Source organism: Bacteroides hominis, from assembly GCF_033042785.2.
Classification (GTDB): domain Bacteria; phylum Bacteroidota; class Bacteroidia; order Bacteroidales; family Bacteroidaceae; genus Bacteroides; species Bacteroides hominis.
This window is the reverse complement of record NZ_CP178829.1, coordinates 1,764,629-1,784,246: the sequence shown is the minus strand read 5'-3', so window position 1 is coordinate 1,784,246 and position 19,618 is coordinate 1,764,629. Positions and strand designations below refer to the sequence as shown.

The window sequence follows — 19,618 nt, the reverse complement described above, 5'->3', positions numbered from 1 at the left end:
AATGCCGGAAATGTTAGAAACAAACATTTCCAGCACCAAGCCTTTTTGCGATAAAGTTAGATTAGGACTTTTGTCCTATTATTATTTTGTAGCCGGAAACCAGCTTCGTGTATTATTGGCAATCCTTACTAACATCAACATTACCGGAACTTCAACCAGCACACCAACTACCGTAGCCAATGCAGCCCCGGATTGTAAACCAAAAAGAGAAATAGCCACAGCAACCGCCAATTCAAAGAAATTACTTGCCCCAATCATTCCGGCAGGTGCAGCAACATCATGGGGTAATTTCCACCATTTTGCCCACCCGTAAGCAACGAAGAATATCAGAACCGTTTGCAATACAAGCGGAACTGCAATCAATAAGATATGCAGGGGATTGTTCAATATCGTTTCTCCCTGAAATGAAAACAGGATAATAAGCGTTAAGAGCAGTCCACCTACCGTATAATTATCAAATTTCTTAATAAATACGTTATTGAAATAGTCCACTCCTTTGCGACGAATAACCATTATACGGGTAATAACCCCGGCAGCAAGTGGTATCACAACAAATAATACTACGGATAACAACAGGGTGTCCCACGGAATAGATACGCCGCCAACCCCTAAAAGGAAAGCTACAATAGGCGCAAATGCTACTAATATGATTAAATCGTTTACCGCAACCTGTACCAGCGTGTAAGCGGCATCGCCTTTCGTTAAGTAACTCCACACAAATACCATCGCCGTGCAGGGTGCAGCCCCCAATAATACCGCCCCGGCTAAATATTCTTCGGCTAACCCGGCAGGTATAAAGGCTTTGAAAACCACATAGAAGAATAAATAAGCTATTCCGAACATGGTAAACGGTTTTATCAGCCAATTTGTAACGCACGTAACTATTATTCCTTTCGGACGCCTGCCTACATTCTTAACGCTTTGAAAATCCACTTTTAGCATCATCGGATAAATCATCAACCAAATCAGGATAGCCACAGGTATAGACACATTGGCATATTCAAATTTGCTTAATGTTTGCGGAATTGCCGGAAGCCATTGTCCCACAGCAATTCCAATAATGATGCACAAGGCAACCCAGATAGTCAGGTATTTTTCAAAAAATCCAATTCCTTGTTTCTTTTCCATAACAACAACTATTTAGCTTAATTGTGGTTTTAATTCGTTCAGGTAGAAGTCATAGAAACGGGCTTTTATTTCATCCCGTACCCGATGAAATTCACTGTTTATAAACTCCGGCGTTCCGGTTGCTTCTGATGGGTCGTCAAATCCTATATGCAGTCTGTTTCTTACTTTACCCGTAAACATCGGGCAGCTTTCGTTTGCCCCACCGCAGACCGTAATAACATAGTCCCATTCCTGCCCTGTATATAGGTTTACACTTATAGGGGTATGGTGGGTTAAATCTATACCCATTTCATCCATAACCTTTACCGCCATCGGATTGACCTTTTCAGCAGGTTTTGTTCCTGCTGAAAAGACATTCAGTTTATTGTCAAATGATTGCAAAAAGGCATGTGCCATTTGACTGCGACAGCTATTCCCTGTACAAAGAATTAAAATCTTCATGTTTTTAATTATTTTTCCAAGCTATCAGGGCAGCATTTCCCTTTGACAATTCTTCTACTTTCTTAATCCAAATCAATTCATTTTGCGCCTTTGCCCGCAAGAAAGAATTTTCGGTGTCAGTTAATGACAGGCAAGCATTTACAACCCACCATTTATTATTAATCCCGGCACGTTGTAAATCCATTTGCAAACGTTCGGCTTCAAATACGGGTGTTGCTTCGGGCAGGGTCACAATAACGACTTCCGTTTCCTGCTGATTTCTTAAACGTGGTAACAGTTTTCTTACCGAAGCGGGAGTATCGCCATGTGTACGTTGCACTTCTTTATGGTAACTTTCCGTTGCATCCAGCAATAACAAAGTGTGTCCGGTAGGTGCGGTATCAATTACAACGACTTCATTTTCCGCTTTATCGACAATTTCAGCGAAAGCCCGGAATACTGCGATTTCCTGCGTACACGGTGAACGTAAATCTTCCTCTATATATTCCATATCTTCGGCAGTCATTGTTTCCGCTGCTTTACTGCGAACCTCGTTTTTATAGGCTTCCAAAACTTCCGCTTCATCAATACGGCTTACTGTAATGCCCGCCTGAACAGCAAGGTTATAATTCAGATGGTTTGCCGGGTCGGTGGTGGTAAGATGTACCTTTGCGCCCAGTTTTGTTAATTTCAGGGCTATTTCAGTGGCTAAAGTGGTTTTTCCCACGCCGCCTTTTCCCATAGTAAAAACAACCCTTTTCCCTGACTGATAAAGGTCGTTTACCAGTTCATCTAACCCTTTGGCATCGGTAATCCGCTGATAATTCGCATCATTTGTTAAATTATCATCGTGAAGCATCCGGCGGATATTCGCAATATTAGATAAATTGTATGACCGTAAAGGAACATAATAAGACGGATATGCCAGCAGTTCCGCAGGGGTCTGTTTCAGGGCGTTTTGCTGTCTGTCATATATTTGTTTCGATACGCTGTCGGCTTCATCTAATTGCAGCAAAAGCCCGTTAATTACCAATAGCTGGTTTTTAATTCCCAGTAATTGCAATTCGTGTGAAGAACGTGCGGCTTCTTTTAATGGTGCGATTTCGGGACGACTAACCAACACTAAGCGGGTTGCGTTTGCATCCGAAAGTGTTTCAACAGCTTGCTTATAGATGCCTTTTCGTTCTTCTAAACCGGATAATTGACCTAAGCAAGATGCACCGTGCGTACTCTCACTAATAAATGTACTCCACGCTGATGGCAGTTGTAACATTCGTAACGTGTGTCCCGTAGGGGCTGTATCAAAGATGATATGGTCGTATTCCTTTGCTTTATTGGCATCCGTGATAAAATCGGAGAACTGGTTAAAAGCCGCAATTTCTACCGTGCAAGAGCCTGAAAGTTGTTCTTCCATATTCTGAATAACACTTTCGGGCAGTTGTCCCCGAAAAGGAGCGATAACGCTTTCCCTGTATTCGGCTGCGGCTTGTTCCGGGTCGAGATTAACGACTGTTAAGCCGGGGACTTCTTGAATATCCGTGCCGTGTCCGTTCAGTGTTTGATTAAACACGTCTTGCAAGTTGGAAGCCGGGTCTGTACTGATAAGAAGTATTTTCTTTCCATTATCTGCCAAACCTACCGCAGTAGCACAGGCAATAGAAGTTTTTCCTACACCGCCCTTTCCGGTAAAGAAAAGGTATTTCGTCAAATCTATATCTGATAAATTGAATGTTTTCATTTTTATATAATTAGCTGGTGAATACTCATTTTACTGGCATAAAATCCAAATTGATACCTGTCCATTCACTCATTTGTTTGGTGGTAGGATAGGTTTGTGAAACAGCGATTTCTCCGTCCACTAAAGTAATTGGCAAAGCATCCGCCCCATGTTTTTGCAGATACTCATTTACCGTTTTATTACTTACGTACACTTGCGGTTCGTCACGTAAATTGTGGCGGGTAACGATGATACCCTGTTTTTTCAATGTTTCAATAACCACTGCAATACGCATTAATTCCGGGTCGATATTTGTCCCACAAAGACCCGTAGGGCAACACATTGCCGGGTCGAAAATTTCTATCTTTTTCATACTGTTTTTATTTAAAATGATACTCTATGTTTATTTATAGATAAAAGACTACTGCATAATAAATTCCTACCGCAATAAAGAGGATGGCAACTATTTTACGAAACCATTTCTCGAATATTTGCATCCGGTTATAAAACTTACCCAGTCCGGCAACACTGTACGCTAAAATCCATGCAACAAGGATTACGGGCAATCCCGTAGCAATGGCGTAAATTACAGGTAAGAGATACCCGCCCGTTTCTGCTGCTGACAAGGGCATAAGCATACCGAAATAAAATACTCCACTGGTAGGACAAAAAGCAAGGGCGAATAAAATCCCCAATAGCATAGCCTCCCAACCGCCTTTAGTCCTCTTTTTCAAACTTTCACCGCCGATATTGATTTTCGGCAAATTGAGTTTTATTATATCGAGCATAAATATTCCAATGATGATTAACGCCGGAGCAATCAGCATTTCCCCGTATTTGCTTACAGCTTTTTGAACCATAAACATACTTGCCCCCTCACGGAGAATAGGAATAAGGATAAAGCCAAGAACTGTATAGCTTACTATTCTGCCGAAAGTATAAAGCAATCCGTTTATAAATATTCGGTGATGGTTTTCTATATCCTTGCTAATAAATCCTATTGCCGTTATGTTGGTCGCTAACGGGCACGGGCTGACTGCCGTTAAAATCCCCAATATAAAAGCTGTAATAGCAGGAATAGAACTGTTATCTAATAGCGATTGAAGAAAATCCATCTTACAACTGTTTTAACAATTCGTCAATCTTGCTTTTAATTCCCTCTTTAAACTTGTCCGGTGCATTTTTCGCATTGGAAAAACTAAACTCGGTCATGTTGTTTACATTCTCTTTGCCGTCTTTCCAGCCGTTTACGAACAAAGACGACCATGTAACTTCGTACTTGTCTGCAATCGCTTCATTTTCTTTCTTTGAAATATCTATCACCTTGTAGATAATTTTACCGTCTGCTTTTTCTTTGGAATAAAGGCTATCCAAAAGGGCTACTGTATTTGCTTCTATCGCCCGGCAAGTGATACACCGTTGCGCTCCATGAAAATAAAGAACTTCTATGCGGTTAGACTGTATTTCTTCCGCTTGGTTTTCTCCGGTCTTTTTCTTTGAACCATTACCACAGGAAACTAAGACCAGCATTGCAATCAGTAGATAAAATAATTTTCTCATAGTTCATTTTTATTTTGTTATTAACTCTTTCACTTCTGCAAGAGATAACTTTTTTCCGGCTGATACGACTTTCTCGTCAATCACCAAAGCCGGAAGCCCTAAAATGTTATACTCCATGATTTTCAATAAATCTTCCTCTTTGATAAGGGTTGCATCGCAACCTAATTCTGAAATAGCTTGTTTGGTGGTTTCGTACAAGGCTTTACAGCTTGAACACCCAGTTCCTAATACTTTAATTTCCATTATCATTTTACTTTAAAGTTAATATAATAATCGTAATTCGTAGAACTACGAACATTAATTCCAAAAAAAAGGTACTGCTATTCACAGCACGATGTACCTTTACATTTGCAATCCCCTAAAAAAGCTGCAAACAATTTTCGGGCAAGTTCCCAATTCTCACGGTTTATACAATACCGGACTTTTGGCGTTTCTATTTCTCCCTGAATTAACCCTGCTTCTTTCAGTTCTTTCAAATGCTGCGAAACGGTTGCTTTAGCGATAGGCAGTTCTTCGTGAATATCACCGAAGAAGCAACTATCTTGTTTTGCCAAAAAAGCAAGAATAGCCATTCGTGCCGGATGCCCCATTGCTTTGGCAAAACGAGCAATCTGTTCCTGCTCTGCTGTGTACTGTTTCTCTTTCACTTCAATTCTCCTTTCTTATTTGTTGTTCGCAAAACTACGAACAATATTTTTAATAGCCAAATTTTACGGCATATTTTTTTCGGATAGGTGCAAGGTGCAAGTATATATCTATATATATAGCTTGCACCTTGCACCTAAGTTGAAATATTAATAATCAAACACTTGCATAATTCAAAACGAATGCGTACTTTTGAACCCAAGATAAATGGAGACAGACATCTGCCAAAAGCAGACAGAAACGCATAAAAAAGTCAGTGTCCAAATCGTACCCCCTTAAAAGGGTAAAGATAGATAAAATATTGATATTTAGGACTGTGAACCGGATGGGTTAAAGACCCAGGCGGATCACGGAAACAACAAGAAAAATCAAGCAAATCCCTGATAATCAGACATTATCAGGGATTTCTTTTTTCTGGCAGGTAGCAGAAAACAGCCGTTTCAAGCATATTATCGGTGGATAAATCGTGGGACTAAAATTTAGTTCAAAAAAGTCCCACGAATTTGCATATTTCTCACTGATTCATAGTCTTTTGCATAGAATTACTTTGGAAGAGAATACATAGTTTTGTAACTTTAAAAACGATGTAAAAATGGCTCGAAAATCATTTTCTGTATTGTTCTTCATCAAGAAAGGCAAATTATTAAAGAACGGAGAAGCACCCGTGTGCATGAGAATCACCGTAAACGGCTGTATGGTAGATATTTCTATCAAAAGAAGCTGTCCCGTAAACCTATGGAATCAGGCAAAAGAGAATTCAAAAGGCAAAGACCGTATGTCGGTGGAACTGAACCACTACTTAGAAATTACACGTTCACACGTACACCAAATTTATAGAGAACTGGAAACTTCCGGCAAAGTTATTACTGTTGATCTTGTGAGAAAGTTGTTTTATGGTGTGGACGAAGATAACAAAACGCTATTGCAGGTATTCAGAGAGCATAACGAACAAAGCCGTAAGTTGATCGGCAAAGACTTTGTAAGTAAGACCGTTCAACGGTATGAAACCACTACCCGATATTTGGAGGAATTCATTAAGAAAGAATATCAGCTATCGGATATTACTCTAAACAACTTGGAAGCTAATTTTATTTCTAAGTTCGATGCTTTTTTGAAGATTGAAAAAGGTTGTGCGCAGAACTCTGCTATCACCCGATTGAAGAATTTGAAGAAGATTATCCGCATTGCTTTAGAAAACGACTGGATAAAGAAAGATCCGTTTGCTTATTACCGCTTCAAACTGGAAGAAACCGATCCTGAATTTCTGACAATGGACGAGATTAAAATCATTCTCGCTAAAGAGTTCACAATTAAACGAGTAGAACAGGTACGTGACGTTTTTGTCTTTTGCATTTTTACTGGCTTGGCGTTCAGCGATGTGAAAGATTTATCACCCGAACACTTGGTAAAAGACAACAAAGGGGAACTTTGGATAAGGAAGAACCGCCAAAAGACCAAAATCATGTGTAACATTCCTGTGTTACCTGTGGCAGCTTCCATACTTGATAAATATAAGGACGTGGCAGAGTGTACCGGAAAACTATTGCCTGTATTGAGCAATCAGCGCATGAACAGTTATTTGAAGGAGATTGCCGATGTGTGCGGAATTCATAAAAATCTTAGCACACATACCGCCCGTCATAGCTATGCCACAAGCATTTGCCTTGCAAATGGCGTGAGTATGGAGAATGTTGCTAAGATGTTAGGTCATGTAGATACAAGCGTAACAAAACACTATGCAAGGGTATTGGATCAGAATATTTTCAAGGATATGCAAAAAGTAAATAGCTGCCTGTCGGAATTGGCTATATAATAGAGGCAGTAGCCAATATAGAAAAAGGATTGGGAAGAATGAATTTCATTTTCTCAATCCTTTTCTTTTATAGTAAGTTTTCCAGAACTCAATATGAAGCATTGACAAAGGTAAGTTCCGTATTTAGCCTGTTCAAGTCCGAGCCTTCGGTTTAGATGAAAATCTTCCTCTCACTATGTTCGAGCGTATTTTCATCTAAAGACTTGCACAGACTAAATACTTCACTGGAAAAGTCAATGATTCAAATTAAATTCCGAAAAACAATGTTTTTGGGCTTGGCAGGTTACTCTTTCCAACTTTCAAAATAGTGCTTTTGGAGCAGTTTATCAATATCACTCTGACGGTAGATGATTTTACCTTTTATCAGGATAAAGGGGATTAGACCTGTATCTCTCCACTCTTGCAGGGTTCGCAAACTGACATTCAGTTTCTTGGAAACTTCATTATTAGAAAGAAAGCGTTCCCCATTCAGGTAGGGCTTGTAATGCTTGACTATAGATTCAATACTGTTCAGCATCGAATCAAGCGAGGAAATAAACTCTTTAACTTGCGGGGTATCTTTATTTATTAGTTCCATGATTGAAAGATTGTTTTATTGAAATATTGATTTCAAGATAGCTGGCTGGTTACGCAGATAGTCACCCAAAGATGAAATGTTAAGTACATCTTTTGCCGGATCATAATCTACATAGAGCCGTTTGGATGCAGTGGCAATAAAATACTGGCTACCATCTCGCTGTATCTCATAAGTAGCGGGTGAAGCCTGTTTTGTGGTTTCCGATACATATATAATAGAGAGAACATACTCTTTATCATTCCGGTAGATGATAACCGTAGGATTCAGATTAACGCTTTCCCATGTGCCGACAATAGAAAACAGGTTGAAGGACGGGTAATCTTCTTTAGTTCTATTCATAAGGCATGGTTTGTTTGGATGATTGATTCTGTATTTCACTGTCCGCAATAATTCTTTCAATATCGGAAGACTTATAATAAATCTTGCTGCCGATTTGAGAATAAGCCAGCCGTCCACTACTTCGGTAATATTGCAGTGTTCGCTTGCTAAAGCCTAACAACAGACACACTTCCTGACTATCCAGCCAGTTTTCTACTTTCTGGGTATGAGTGCTGCACAAACTTTCTATTCGTTTGGCAAACTCAGTGAACCGTTCGCAGACATACGAAAAGGTTCTCTTTTCAATGGTTACTACTTCCATACTTTCTCTTTTAAATGGTTTATAAAACGTGTTGATTCTATTTTCATCGGCAAATGAAAGAAGAATCAAGAAACGTTTTAAAAACTGTCTGGAAGTGGTGAGATTTGACTATTGCTGGCTTCTTATTGAAATAAGAAAACAGATAAATAGTATATATGTTATCGTTGAAATATATTAGATTAAGAATAGATACGCATCATATTGTCTTATTACTTTTTCTGAAACTTGAAGGACTACAGCCTTTGTTTTTTCTAAAGAATTTACTCAAATGGCTTTCATCGGTAAATCCTAGTTCTTCGGCAATCTCATTTATTCTCATTTGACTATGTAACAATCTGCTTTCGACCAATTTTAGTTTATAGCTTAATATGTATTGCTGCATTGTTTCGTTGGTGTGTTTTTTTATATAACGTCCCAAGTAACTTTCAGATATACCAAAATGCTGACTGATTTCTTTTGCTCTAATTTTACCTGTTTGATAGATATTTGCTTGGATATATTGAAGAATATCGAGAGACTTATCATCTGAACATTCATCGACTTGTTGAGGTAAAAACATAGCTATATTTCTTGCCACAACAATAATTATAGTATTTATCAACTGCGTGATAATCTCTTTACTATAAAGATTCCTATTTACATACTCCCGAATAATTGCTTCAATCATTGGTTTCACTAATAACTTATCCACCTTATTTCTAAGAATGCAGCCCGGTTGATGATTTGCATGTTGCAAAATAAATTCTAATCTCTGGATATTCTCTGAACCAAATATGGCTGAATGTATATAGATGTCATTAAACTTGATGTTAATGAATTTTGTAGTTGTGTGAATCTCAAAGGAATGAGAATCATTTGGAGTTATCAAGAACAAGTGTCCATCATGATATGGGAACATACTATTGTTAATCCATTGAATACCTGTTCCTGTTAAGATGTAGACTAGTTCAAAAAAAGTATGCTCATGCTCAGTTAATAACGATTCACTATGCTCGTTAAAGCTGATCTCAAATGGTTGATGAAGATTTTCTTTTTTCATACCTCAAATATAACACATAAAGCGGAATTATACCAATATGGCGAAAATATATACCTATATTTAGAACAAAATAGGTATAACTTTGCCATAAATCAAAATTAGATTACTTATGAACTTTTTAGAACTATCAAAACAACGTTATTCAGCAAGAAACTAAGTATTTTTAAAAGATGTACAAAGATAACGCAATCATGTTAAAAATCAAACAGTTATAAAACATATTTTTAGCAGGGAGGCAAAAGGAAAGCAAAAAAAAGCAGGTTTGGAAAGGAGTTAGGTTACCAAATCGTAACTTCGCCAAATATGCTATAAAAAGAAATGTAATATATTATATTTCAGTCTATTGCTTATTTTTGCATAGTATCAGATAACTCAACAGAAAGTAAATTTGTAACTAAAAAGAGTTGAGTTATGCAAAGCACATTCAAAGTATTGTTCTACACCAAGAACCAGTCAGTAAAAAATGGTAAGGCCCCGGTAATGGGACGTATCACAGTCAATGGAACCCAAGCGGGTTTCAGCAGTAAAAGAACAGTGTCCCTTTCCTTATGGGACGTAAAAGCCAACCGTGCGAAAGGCAAATCTGAGGAGGCACGCATGCTGAATCAAGAACTTGACAACATCAAGGCGCAGATAACAAAGCACTATCAGTACATCTGCGACCATGACAGTTTTGTTACGGCCAAGAAAGTATATAACCGCTATGCAGGTTTCCCAGAGGAATGCCATACTCTTATGGTGCTCTTCAGAGAACAGCTTGAATCGTATAAAGAAAAGATAGGTAAAGGAAAGGCGGAAAGTACTTACCGTGGATTGATTGCCGACTACAAAAGCCTTTTGCTTTTCATGAAAACCAAAAAGAACATCGAGGATATAGCTATTGACGAGCTTGAAAAGTCGTTCATTGAGGATTATTACACATGGATGCTCGGCACGGCAGGTAATGCGAATGCCACTGCTTTCAACCGTGTCAATACCCTGAAATGGCTGATGTACATCGCACAGGAAAAAGGTTGGTTAAGAGTTCATCCTTTCACATCCTTCGAATGCAAGCCGGAATACAAGAAAAGGTCTTTTCTTACTGAAGAGGAATTGCAGAGAATCATCCACGTGGATCTGAGATACAAACGCCAGCGTGCCATGCGGGACATGTTTCTCTTCATGTGTTTCACCGGTCTTGCATATGCCGACCTCAAAGCCATTACTTACAACAACATCCATACCGATTCCGACGGAGGCACATGGCTGATGGGCAACCGTATAAAAACCGGAGTGGCCTATGTCGTGAAGTTATTACCCATAGCCGTTGAGCTTATTGAGAAATACAGGGGTGTGGACGAGAAGAAGGATTCCCCCGATTATGTTTTCCCCGTAGGTGAATACAACACGATGCTCCTCAGCCTCAGAATCATCGGCAAGAAGTGCGATTGCCATACCGAAGTCACCCCGCATATCGGACGTCATACATTCGCAGTTCTGGCCATTCTCAAAGGGATGCCGTTGGAAACCCTGCAAAAGGTGTTAGGTCACAACTCCATCCTTTCCACACAGGTATATGCCGAGCTTATCAATCCGAAAGTGAGCGAAGATACCGACAAGCTTTGCGAGAAGATAGGCCATGTTTACAAACTGGCCGTCTAATACCGACCAAAAGGAATGCCCCTTCAGCCGGTAGGCCGGAGGGACATTCCTTTTGTCTTTTCTTTATTTCCTGAACCTTCGGAAATCCCGATAGTTCTTTTTTAACACCTCATACAGTCCACTTTCGGGATAAAGAATCTTTCCACCGATGGTAGTATAGGACACCATGTTCTCGTCACGCAAGGTTTGTAGCGTCCGCCGTGAGATGTGCAGCCTCTCGCACACGTCATCTCCTGTCAGGTAATGCTCATACGCAATTGTGGGACGTATCCTTGCCATGGCTTCCTCAGCCGCCTTACCCGCTCTCCTTATCCATCCGGTCAAATCCTTGAACTCTTCCGAATCCTTTGTGATAATGTCCGCCATAGCCTATTTCCTTTTTATAAGTCCTTCACTCAATATCTCCTGAATATCCGTTTCCCGATAGAAGAATTTCCCGCCTATGTTTGAATAAGGGATAAGGCCGTTATCCCTGTATTTTTGCAGGCATCTCTTCGATATTTTCAAAGCCAGACATACCTCTTGCACATCCAATCATTTATCCGGTGCAGGTGGGGCAACCTTTTTACGGAAGTCTTCCAACTGTACTGCCAGTAGGCTGAACTGTTTCCTCATTTCCAGATACGCACTCGTTTCAATAATAGTCAGTTCCATACATGATGTTTTTAGTTTATACATTTTAATGTTTTCTCCGGCAAAATAAGGCATACTCTCCAGTAAAAGCAAATGTGTGGAATCAAAGTCGGATTTTGTCGTGCATTGTCGCAACGGTAAAGTAAATGGCATGAAGAAAAGCTTGCCCCCTCCATGCTTCCACTTTTTTTACTGAAGCTGAAGAAACTGTTTACTAGATACCACAAGTAGATGGTGCGTGCTTTCATCCCTTTTATACAGCCCGGGAAGAAAAGTGTATTCTCATCCGTTGCCATAGCAGACATACGCTAATTCTTATTGTCTGTTGAAACGGGGAAGTTACCCGGACTGTCCGGTGATGCAACCAACGGTCTGCCCCATCTTTCAATAATCCCATAATTTGATTCTCTTTGCATAACTTAATACCTGTAAAGAAAATACATCATCTGACAACCCACAATAAAAAGGAAATCCGAGTCGGGCTTTGGCGTCCGTTGGCATATGACTTTTAAATTAACCGTTTCTCTAGCATCCGGTTATAACTTAGACGCAAGGAATCAATAAATGGAGTAGTGTCTGTACAACGGTCAAATACTTTTCCCCGTTTGGTATATAGTGCATTTATTTTTAGATGAAACATGTCCTCAAAAGCCCGAATTACACTTATCACAGTCCGTTTGTCACCATTTCTCGAACTTATTGCACCGGCAGCCATCAACGCAGCCACCAGTTCAACCAAATCACTGTCTGTACCGTTCCAAGTCAACATGACAACAGATTTATTTTCTGCATCTTTTATTATTTCAGATTTCAATTCGGGGATAATATTCCCATATCTGAATAACTCTTTAACCATTTCTATCTCTGCATCGAGAAGAGATAATGCTTTACCGATAAACACATCGTACAAAACATTCCTTTTCCCAAACATTTGCTCCGATGCAATTTGCATAGAAACCAATTCTATTTTGGTATAATTCAAGCGACGTAACTTCAATATTTGGTTCTCATTTTGTGGAAGTTCTCCAAGCAGAGTTACAAAATTATCATAAGCGGCAGGCAATTTTTCCACCGCTTGTACCATACCTTCCAAGTAGGAGGAAAATAGGTTGAAAAGGAGTGCACTTGTTAATGTTTTCATCACATCACATTTTAGGTTTTACAAATCATCATCTCCGCGCTAAATCATCATACTCATATTAAGTGCAAGTATTATACCATTAAACATATTATATTTAAATGCTTATAATCAAAGGTATAATAACAATAAAAAAAGTATTTGTGCAATATAAAATTGTGGAATGTATATAATTCGTCCGAAAATCGGACAATTCCTACATTAGTCTATATTTCTTCAATTTAAGATAAAGTGTACTCCGACTTATTCCCAATAGCCTTGCTGTTGCTGTGCGGTTATTATTTGTTGCCTCTAATGCTTTCACAATATTATTCCGTTCTGTTCGTTCATTTTTCAGTGTATATTCTTTTAGTCGCTCGTTTGAAAGAAGTCCTATATCTTCTGCCGTTATCCAGTCATCTTTTGCAAGCAAAACAGCTCGTTTAACTATTGCTCTCAATTCTCGTATATTCCCTGGCCATGAATATGCTTTGAACTTTTTTTGTGCTTCCAGATCAAATCCTTTCACACTCTTATCTAATTCTTGGTTAGCTATATCCAACATAAATTCAGCCAATGGTACAATATCATTCAAACATTCAGCTAAAAGAGGTACTTGTACAGGAAACTCATTTAACCTATGAAATAGATCTTCTCGAAATTTTCCTTCTATTATTGCTTTTTCTAAGTTCTCATTCGTTGCTGCTATCAACCGTATATCAGCTTCTATTTCTTTTTGGCTGCCTATAGGACGATAATGCTTTTCCTGCAATGCACGTAGCAATAGCATCTGTACATCCATGTTTAGGTTACCAATTTCATCTAAGAACAATGTCCCATGACTAGCTCGGGCAAACATGCCCCCTTTGTTTTCTATTGCACCTGTAAAAGCTCCCTTTACATATCCAAATAGTTCTGATGCGGCAAGTTCTTTCGGTAATGTTCCACAATCTACAGCAATGAACGGTGCATCCGAACGTTTGCTGAGTGCATGAATATGTGAGGCTACCCATTCTTTTCCAGTACCAGATGCTCCTCGTATTAATACGGTCATATCTACTGGAGCTACTAATCGAATATGATATTGTAGTTTTAAAAATAAAGGACTTTGCCCCATATAAAATTCCTGCTTCATTTTAGTATTTCTTTTTTTGCGTCCTAACACATCATTGATAATACTAAGTACTTTTTCTGTTTGAATTGGCTTTTGAAAATAATTTTCGGCTCCTTTCTTTATAGCATCCACTATCTCTTGTATATCAATATGCTCTGCCATAATAAAGAATGGAATATAATACCCTTCTATTTTCATCCATTCCAACAGTTGTATGCCGTGGCTTTTTTCAATTTTAGAATTTGAGAATACCATATGTACTTCATTCTTGCATAAAAAAGATTTTGCTGCATCCATTGATAATACATAATAAGCACCTATATTATTATTCTTTAACCAACTCACAACAGTATAAGCATATGCTCGGTTATCTTCAACCACTAATACGACTCCCATCTCTGTCTTTTCTATTTAATATATGGTTTTACTTATAAAATCCATTATTTATATAGAAATAATATGCTCTTTCCCTTTATCTGTCATATATCCCATAAGCATGGATTTAATAACGAAATTAGAAAGACCAGGAGTCTTTTCTTTTTGAGGGTAAATAACACCATTTTTAATATTTTCCAACCGAATACTCAAAAATGCAGAGAATAGAAACGTATCGCAATCCTTTACACATAATCCCAAATGAATACATTCCAATAATATCTCATTGAATTTAATTCTAAGTATTGAAATATAATGATCTAACTTTTTATTGCATGAAGGGAATCTCTTTAAATCTTTGAAGAAAGATGGATGAAAAGAACTTAAATAGCGAATGGAGTGTAAATACAGTTTGGACATAAATTTTAATGGAGAATTCATTTTATACTCCAATCTATCCACTGTTTCCAGTTCCTTTTTCATTTCATATTCTATACATGCAACAATAAATTCCTCTTTACTTGGAAATTGTTCGTATAATGTACGTTTGGACATGTGTAAAAACTCTGCGACATCATCCATACGGGTTGCTCTGATTCCTTGATGGCGGAATAATGACACCGCAGCATCAAATATATACTCCTTATTCATATACTTATATTTTATTTAAATTTCATTTCTATTTTACTATACTTTCTTTTAACAGAATGGAGGGTTGTATGCCAAAATACGCCTTAAAACTACGGGAGAAATGTGAGAAACTTTCAAATCCTAAATCCAATAGAAATTCTGACGGCTTGATTTTCTTTTCTTTAATGAGTACATAAGCTTCTTCCAGTCGCTTTGTCAACAACCATTTTCCGGGTGTCGTACCAAACACTTTTAAGAAGTCTCTGCGGAATGTAGATAAGCTACGTCCGGAAGCCTGCGCCAGTTGTTCCAATGGCAGGTTATCCTGATAGTGACACTCCATGAAATCTTTCAGATTAATTCTCTGTAGGCTGTTCATACGAGAAAACCAATTATGTAATCCTGGACGGAGATAGGTCAGGACATTTATGCACTCCTGTATCTTGAGATAAGTCAATGGTTGGTTAGCCCGGAAATTATTATCAACACCGGCTTTAATGCCTGATATCAGACCCTGAAGGAGTACATGATTGGCTACTGTCATTACATTTATATCTTCATTTTCCACTTCTTTTTCTGCATCTGTCATAGCCGGAGACGCGGCACGTAACAGATATTCTGTTACAGCCTCTTCCGATATGCGGATATGTACTACTTGCATGGAACTCTCCGTGTGAAATGAAATATGTTCGTTACGTGCCAATATCCAGCCGAATCCTTTGCTCAGCGAGTGATTAATCCCCGACACACACATTGTTCCTTCTCCCGAATAGACATATGAGAATAAGAAATCATCAAATTGGAATTTCATAGGCTGCCCTTTGGTGAAACTCATTTTATACATAATGGGATAGTCTGGAATCATTTTATTTTTCATTTGTGAATCTCCTTTATTGTTTGGTTACCTTTAAAGTGATATGCGAGGTTGCAATATGATTGCAAAACCATGTACCGATACAACAAGCAACGATGATAATGCCGGTTGTATAGAGCATATTTCCCAATCCGGTTAATGGAGAAAGCACTCCACCGAACAGGAACATCAAAAATCCAAGTAATGCAGATGCATTTCCAGAGTTCTTTCTCTCCAAATCAAGAGCAAGTGTTGTAGAACTTGGCAATATTATTCCCAAGAAGAGCATAAAAACAAACAGTGATAATTCCACCGGCCACACGGAAGTGGAGAAAAATAAAGCTGCGGCTACAAACAAACTCATTATCCCGAATCCAATAGAACCTACACGTAATGCACCGGTTGCGTCATGAAATAATGAAACCATCAGACTGCCCAGCATTATGGCTATCGCATTGGTGCCGAAACACAGGCTGTACGCCAGCGGGGACATGTTAAAATGCTCCTGAAAAATAAAGGGAGAAGCAGCAATATATGTAAACATCACTCCCATAGCGAACGCTTGCACCAATACATAGCGCATAAACTGGGCATTTTGAAACACAGGTATATAGTTCCGAAATGTGGCAAACACACCGCAATGTTGTTGCTGCTCGTTATTCAAGGACTCTTTAAAAAAGGCCAATGCCATAATCAATAATATGCCTATCAATACCAATATCCAAAAAATACCTTTCCAGTCAGTCACTTCCAATAAAACACCCCCCAATACGGGGGCACAAACCGGGGCAATGCCTTGCACGGAGCTAAGCATGGAAAAAAAGCGGGTAAGCTCTCTCCCTTCGTAGAGATCCGTGGCGATGGATTTGGAAATAACCACTCCACCGGCTCCAGACAATCCTTGTAACAATCGGAAGAAGATAAATACATATATATCCGAAGCGTATAAACAACCTATTGTGGATATACAAAACAGGACAAGGGAGGCCATTAATGGTTTTTTACGTCCGTACTTGTCACTCAATGGCCCGATAACCAACTGCCCGACGGCCAGTCCAACCATACTAAAAGTCAGGCTAAGCTGTACGAGCGATGCCGTGGTATCAAAATATCCGGCCAGCACCGGAAGGGCAGGCAGGTAAAAGTCGGTCACAAACGGACCGAAAGCTGAAACAATCCCGATAACAACCAGGATATACAGTTTTGAGTTTAAGGTTTCTTTCATCATAACTTATTTATACTTTTATTTTCTGCTGCAAAGTTCATAACATTCTGTCACATCCTTTTGTCCATTTCCATGTCTGGATTGTCCGGATAGTAACCAAATATTGATTAGAGAAATCTATTTTAGTCTGACTTTCTCCTGCAAACGGCTTTGAATCTGAGAGACAAATTTGTTATTGTCCATTTCGTGATATTTGCAAGCAGATAAACAATAATCCGTAAAATCCTTTTATATTTGTATGAACTTACTTATATTATACTCGATGCCAATTAATAAAGATATGACAAACAAGTTTGGAATATGTCCTTCCACCGGACATTTATCCGTATTATTTCCGGAAAAGGAAGCGGAACGTACTCCCTCAAATAAGATTTTTCTCGCTATAGTCTTACAAGGTGGAGCCATGATTGAAATTGACGGAAAGAACCATTTGATACATACCGGGACATTGATATATCTGTATCCAAACCATCTGGTCAGACAAATATCCCATACAGAAGATTTGCTACTTGAATATCTTTGGTTCGAGTTTGAATTCCTCTCGGATTTTCCTTTATTACTAAAGGCGGATATTTCAGAATATGTAGGAAAAAACCCTTGCTTACAGCTAAAAGATAAAGAGAGGCAACTGGTGAAGAAATACTATGGCCTGATAACTGAACGTTATCAGGAAAGCAATGAGTACATTGCCATTACCAAAGGATTGCTGTTTTCCTTTATTCTTGAAATCAGCAGGCTATATTCCGGTAAAAATGTGTCGGTATCGAATACACGACAAGACGAATTGACAGATCATTTCTTTTTTCTACTCCATCAGCATTACAGGGAAGAACGGTCTGTTTCATTTTACGCCGATAAATTATATATATCGGACAAGTATCTGATGCGTGTACTGAAGAAATCCACCGGACAGACTTTTCATTTTTGGGTAATTGAGTTCATTATGCGTGAAGCCAAGCTGTTATTACGTTCAACGACCATCAGTATTACCGAAATATCGGAAAAACTGAATTACCCGAACCCTTCATTCTTCTCCCGCGTATTCCACCAGTATGTGGGAATGACTCCAAAAGAGTTCAGGAATCAGTGACCCTGAAATATTCTATCGTCATAGACTTCTAAAGGCAAATGGCTTTGACATTTACAGACAAGAACTAATTGTCCGAAATGATGACTTTTGCTACCGTAAACAATTAAATATTTGATAATATATGGTAGCAAAATGTTTTAAAAGAATCTTGCTCCTTCTTTTTATAACAGGAGCGATACAGGCCAATGCCCAGGAGAAAAAGAAAAGTGAATTGCAACAATGGAAAGATTCCGTTGAGAATGCACGTTTAATAGCCAGACAGGAACGGCACCTGATGGATTCAGTTGTCCATATAAAGGCTGAAAATGCTTTGCAGAGGAAAGAGTTTGTACTGGAAAGTGACGAACTGACACTAAAGCATGGTAAACATGGATATGTAAATTCTACCACCAACTTCATTGCCTTGCATGATGGAAAAGCGACCGTACAAATCTCACCGTTCCAGTCAGGCGGTGGTCCTAACGGGGTGGGTGGTATCACAGTGGAAGGCACTCCGACCGGATTGAAAATAGAAACAGACAAGAAAGGTATCACCCGCCTTTCCATGAATGTCACCGGAAATGGTATATCGGCACAAGTTACAGTGACACTCAGTCCTTCGGACAACCGTGCCACAGCAACGATTATCCCTAATTTCAATTCTCTCAATGTTACATTGGACGGGCAACTGGTTCCGTTCAAGGAAAGTTCCGTATTTAAAGGAACAACTTTCTGATCATTAAACAAACTAACCAAGAAAAGTATGACAGCTAAATTGTACATAGGAGTATTCATGCTCCTGGCAGGAACCCTATACTCCTGCCAAAAAGATGAAGAAGTGAATAAACTGGATGCTGACTATCACGTAATGACTGATTATGATCCGGAAACGGATTTCAGCCAGTTTCAGTCATATTACCTGGCAGACAGTGTTCTGTTCATCGGAAAAGATGAGAAACCGCAGTATCTCGACAGTCTGCAAGCCGGACCAATCCTAAACGCCTGTCACCATAACATGCAAGAACGGGGTTACAGTCGTGCGGCAAGCAAGGAAAACGCCGACTTGGGATTACAAATGACATATATTGCCAGTACCTACCATTTTGTGGGATACACCGCTTCACCTTATTGGTGGTGGGGATTTTCCGGTTATTGGAGTCCTTTTTATTGGGGTAATTGGGGATACTGGTATTATCCGTATCCGGTCAGCTTCAGTGTCAGCACAGGTGCACTGCTGACGGATATGTTGAATCTGAAGACCGAGCAAGGCGCAGACAAGCGCTTGCCTGTTGTATGGCAAAGTTATCAGACCGGTCTGTTACATAACTCCGATGTCCTCAATATAACATTGGCGGCACGTGGAATAGAACAGTCTTTTAAACAATCGGAATATATTACTAACCATTCAAATTAAGGAGATAA

General features: G+C 39.0%; 24 protein-coding genes. 5 read left to right on the top strand and 19 right to left on the bottom strand.

Annotated elements, in window-relative coordinates; translation table 11 throughout:
• Positions 1 to 81: 81 nt before the first annotated feature.
• The 8 genes from arsB to R3O62_RS07535 all read right to left on the bottom strand — a co-directional run bounded on the left by arsB (position 82) and on the right by R3O62_RS07535 (position 5,472).
• Positions 82 to 1,128 carry an ACR3 family arsenite efflux transporter gene (gene arsB / locus R3O62_RS07570; protein WP_317472384.1) on the bottom strand — a complete coding sequence of 349 codons (1,047 nt, stop codon included), beginning with the start codon at positions 1,126 to 1,128 and terminating at the stop codon, positions 82 to 84.
• 12 nt (positions 1,129 to 1,140) lie between these two features.
• Positions 1,141 to 1,569 carry an arsenate reductase ArsC gene (locus tag R3O62_RS07565; RefSeq protein WP_122333754.1) on the bottom strand — a complete coding sequence of 143 codons (429 nt, stop codon included), beginning with the start codon at positions 1,567 to 1,569 and terminating at the stop codon, positions 1,141 to 1,143.
• 4 nt (positions 1,570 to 1,573) lie between these two features.
• Positions 1,574 to 3,286 carry an arsenical pump-driving ATPase gene (arsA, locus tag R3O62_RS07560; protein ID WP_005800953.1) on the bottom strand — a complete coding sequence of 571 codons (1,713 nt, stop codon included), beginning with the start codon at positions 3,284 to 3,286 and terminating at the stop codon, positions 1,574 to 1,576.
• A 25-nt stretch (positions 3,287 to 3,311) separates the two neighbouring features.
• Positions 3,312 to 3,638: an arsenite efflux transporter metallochaperone ArsD gene (gene arsD, locus R3O62_RS07555; protein WP_005800952.1), complete on the bottom strand. Its 327-nt coding sequence runs from the start codon at positions 3,636 to 3,638 to the stop codon at positions 3,312 to 3,314.
• A gap of 34 nt (positions 3,639 to 3,672) precedes the next feature.
• A complete protein-coding gene (locus R3O62_RS07550) occupies positions 3,673 to 4,380 on the bottom strand; it encodes an aromatic aminobenezylarsenical efflux permease ArsG family transporter (protein WP_317472385.1) in 708 nt (235 codons plus the stop codon).
• A 1-nt stretch (position 4,381) separates the two neighbouring features.
• Complete coding sequence (locus R3O62_RS07545; RefSeq protein ID WP_149917206.1) at positions 4,382 to 4,825, bottom strand: nitrophenyl compound nitroreductase subunit ArsF family protein; 444 nt, start codon at positions 4,823 to 4,825, stop codon at positions 4,382 to 4,384.
• A 9-nt stretch (positions 4,826 to 4,834) separates the two neighbouring features.
• Positions 4,835 to 5,068, bottom strand: coding sequence for a thioredoxin family protein (locus R3O62_RS07540; RefSeq protein ID WP_005800948.1), 234 nt, complete (start codon positions 5,066 to 5,068; stop codon positions 4,835 to 4,837).
• Positions 5,069 to 5,145: 77 nt separating this feature from the next.
• A complete protein-coding gene (locus R3O62_RS07535) occupies positions 5,146 to 5,472 on the bottom strand; it encodes an ArsR/SmtB family transcription factor (protein ID WP_028897916.1) in 327 nt (108 codons plus the stop codon).
• Between the two features lie 590 nt (positions 5,473 to 6,062).
• On the opposite strand from R3O62_RS07535, the gene R3O62_RS07530 reads away from it, so the two are divergent.
• Positions 6,063 to 7,283, top strand: a complete 1,221-nt coding sequence (locus R3O62_RS07530) for a site-specific integrase (protein ID WP_317472386.1) — start codon at positions 6,063 to 6,065, stop codon at positions 7,281 to 7,283.
• 283 nt (positions 7,284 to 7,566) lie between these two features.
• On the opposite strand, the gene R3O62_RS07525 is transcribed toward R3O62_RS07530, so the two are convergent.
• The 4 genes from R3O62_RS07525 to R3O62_RS07510 all read right to left on the bottom strand — a co-directional run bounded on the left by R3O62_RS07525 (position 7,567) and on the right by R3O62_RS07510 (position 9,539).
• Positions 7,567 to 7,860, bottom strand: coding sequence for a helix-turn-helix domain-containing protein (locus R3O62_RS07525; protein WP_317472387.1), 294 nt, complete (start codon positions 7,858 to 7,860; stop codon positions 7,567 to 7,569).
• Between the two features lie 15 nt (positions 7,861 to 7,875).
• Positions 7,876 to 8,199, bottom strand: a complete 324-nt coding sequence (locus R3O62_RS07520; protein WP_032539615.1) for a DUF3876 domain-containing protein — start codon at positions 8,197 to 8,199, stop codon at positions 7,876 to 7,878.
• Positions 8,192 to 8,500 carry a helix-turn-helix domain-containing protein gene (locus R3O62_RS07515; RefSeq protein ID WP_032539616.1) on the bottom strand — a complete coding sequence of 103 codons (309 nt, stop codon included), beginning with the start codon at positions 8,498 to 8,500 and terminating at the stop codon, positions 8,192 to 8,194. The genes R3O62_RS07520 and R3O62_RS07515 overlap by 8 nt, the downstream gene beginning before the upstream one ends.
• A 196-nt stretch (positions 8,501 to 8,696) precedes the next feature.
• Positions 8,697 to 9,539 carry a helix-turn-helix domain-containing protein gene (locus tag R3O62_RS07510; RefSeq protein WP_032539617.1) on the bottom strand — a complete coding sequence of 281 codons (843 nt, stop codon included), beginning with the start codon at positions 9,537 to 9,539 and terminating at the stop codon, positions 8,697 to 8,699.
• 411 nt (positions 9,540 to 9,950) lie between these two features.
• Here R3O62_RS07510 and R3O62_RS07505 point away from each other — a divergent pair, with 411 nt between their 5' ends.
• Positions 9,951 to 11,180 (top strand): site-specific integrase, encoded by a 1,230-nt coding sequence (locus tag R3O62_RS07505; RefSeq protein WP_317472388.1) that lies wholly within the window; start codon positions 9,951 to 9,953, stop codon positions 11,178 to 11,180.
• A 63-nt stretch (positions 11,181 to 11,243) separates the two neighbouring features.
• On the opposite strand, the gene R3O62_RS07500 is transcribed toward R3O62_RS07505, so the two are convergent.
• The 7 genes from R3O62_RS07500 to R3O62_RS07470 form a co-directional block, all read right to left on the bottom strand.
• Positions 11,244 to 11,546, bottom strand: a complete 303-nt coding sequence (locus R3O62_RS07500; protein ID WP_317472389.1) for a helix-turn-helix domain-containing protein — start codon at positions 11,544 to 11,546, stop codon at positions 11,244 to 11,246.
• Between the two features lie 3 nt (positions 11,547 to 11,549).
• A complete protein-coding gene (locus R3O62_RS07495) occupies positions 11,550 to 11,714 on the bottom strand; it encodes a helix-turn-helix domain-containing protein (protein ID WP_317472390.1) in 165 nt (54 codons plus the stop codon).
• A gap of 607 nt (positions 11,715 to 12,321) precedes the next feature.
• Complete coding sequence (locus tag R3O62_RS07490) at positions 12,322 to 12,954, bottom strand: RteC domain-containing protein (protein ID WP_317472391.1); 633 nt, start codon at positions 12,952 to 12,954, stop codon at positions 12,322 to 12,324.
• 193 nt (positions 12,955 to 13,147) lie between these two features.
• Positions 13,148 to 14,440, bottom strand: coding sequence for a sigma-54 dependent transcriptional regulator (locus R3O62_RS07485; RefSeq protein WP_317472393.1), 1,293 nt, complete (start codon positions 14,438 to 14,440; stop codon positions 13,148 to 13,150).
• 48 nt (positions 14,441 to 14,488) lie between these two features.
• Entirely contained in the window at positions 14,489 to 15,070 is a 582-nt protein-coding gene (locus R3O62_RS07480) for a TetR/AcrR family transcriptional regulator (protein ID WP_250710260.1), read from the bottom strand.
• A gap of 28 nt (positions 15,071 to 15,098) precedes the next feature.
• A complete protein-coding gene (locus R3O62_RS07475; RefSeq protein WP_317472394.1) occupies positions 15,099 to 15,926 on the bottom strand; it encodes an AraC family transcriptional regulator in 828 nt (275 codons plus the stop codon).
• Positions 15,927 to 15,939: 13 nt separating this feature from the next.
• Positions 15,940 to 17,130 carry a multidrug effflux MFS transporter gene (locus tag R3O62_RS07470; RefSeq protein ID WP_250710258.1) on the bottom strand — a complete coding sequence of 397 codons (1,191 nt, stop codon included), beginning with the start codon at positions 17,128 to 17,130 and terminating at the stop codon, positions 15,940 to 15,942.
• Positions 17,131 to 17,365: 235 nt separating this feature from the next.
• Here R3O62_RS07470 and R3O62_RS07465 point away from each other — a divergent pair, with 235 nt between their 5' ends.
• The 3 genes from R3O62_RS07465 (at position 17,366) to R3O62_RS07455 (ending at position 19,610) form a co-directional block, all read left to right on the top strand.
• On the top strand, positions 17,366 to 18,217 hold the full coding sequence (locus tag R3O62_RS07465; RefSeq protein WP_250710257.1) for an AraC family transcriptional regulator: 852 nt from the start codon (positions 17,366 to 17,368) through the stop codon (positions 18,215 to 18,217).
• Between the two features lie 121 nt (positions 18,218 to 18,338).
• Complete coding sequence (locus R3O62_RS07460) at positions 18,339 to 18,932, top strand: DUF4251 domain-containing protein (RefSeq protein WP_317472396.1); 594 nt, start codon at positions 18,339 to 18,341, stop codon at positions 18,930 to 18,932.
• A gap of 27 nt (positions 18,933 to 18,959) precedes the next feature.
• The gene (locus tag R3O62_RS07455) at positions 18,960 to 19,610 is read left to right on the top strand and encodes a DUF4136 domain-containing protein (protein ID WP_317472397.1); all 651 of its coding nucleotides are present in this window, start codon (positions 18,960 to 18,962) and stop codon (positions 19,608 to 19,610) included.
• The last annotated feature ends 8 nt before the right edge of the window (positions 19,611 to 19,618 follow it).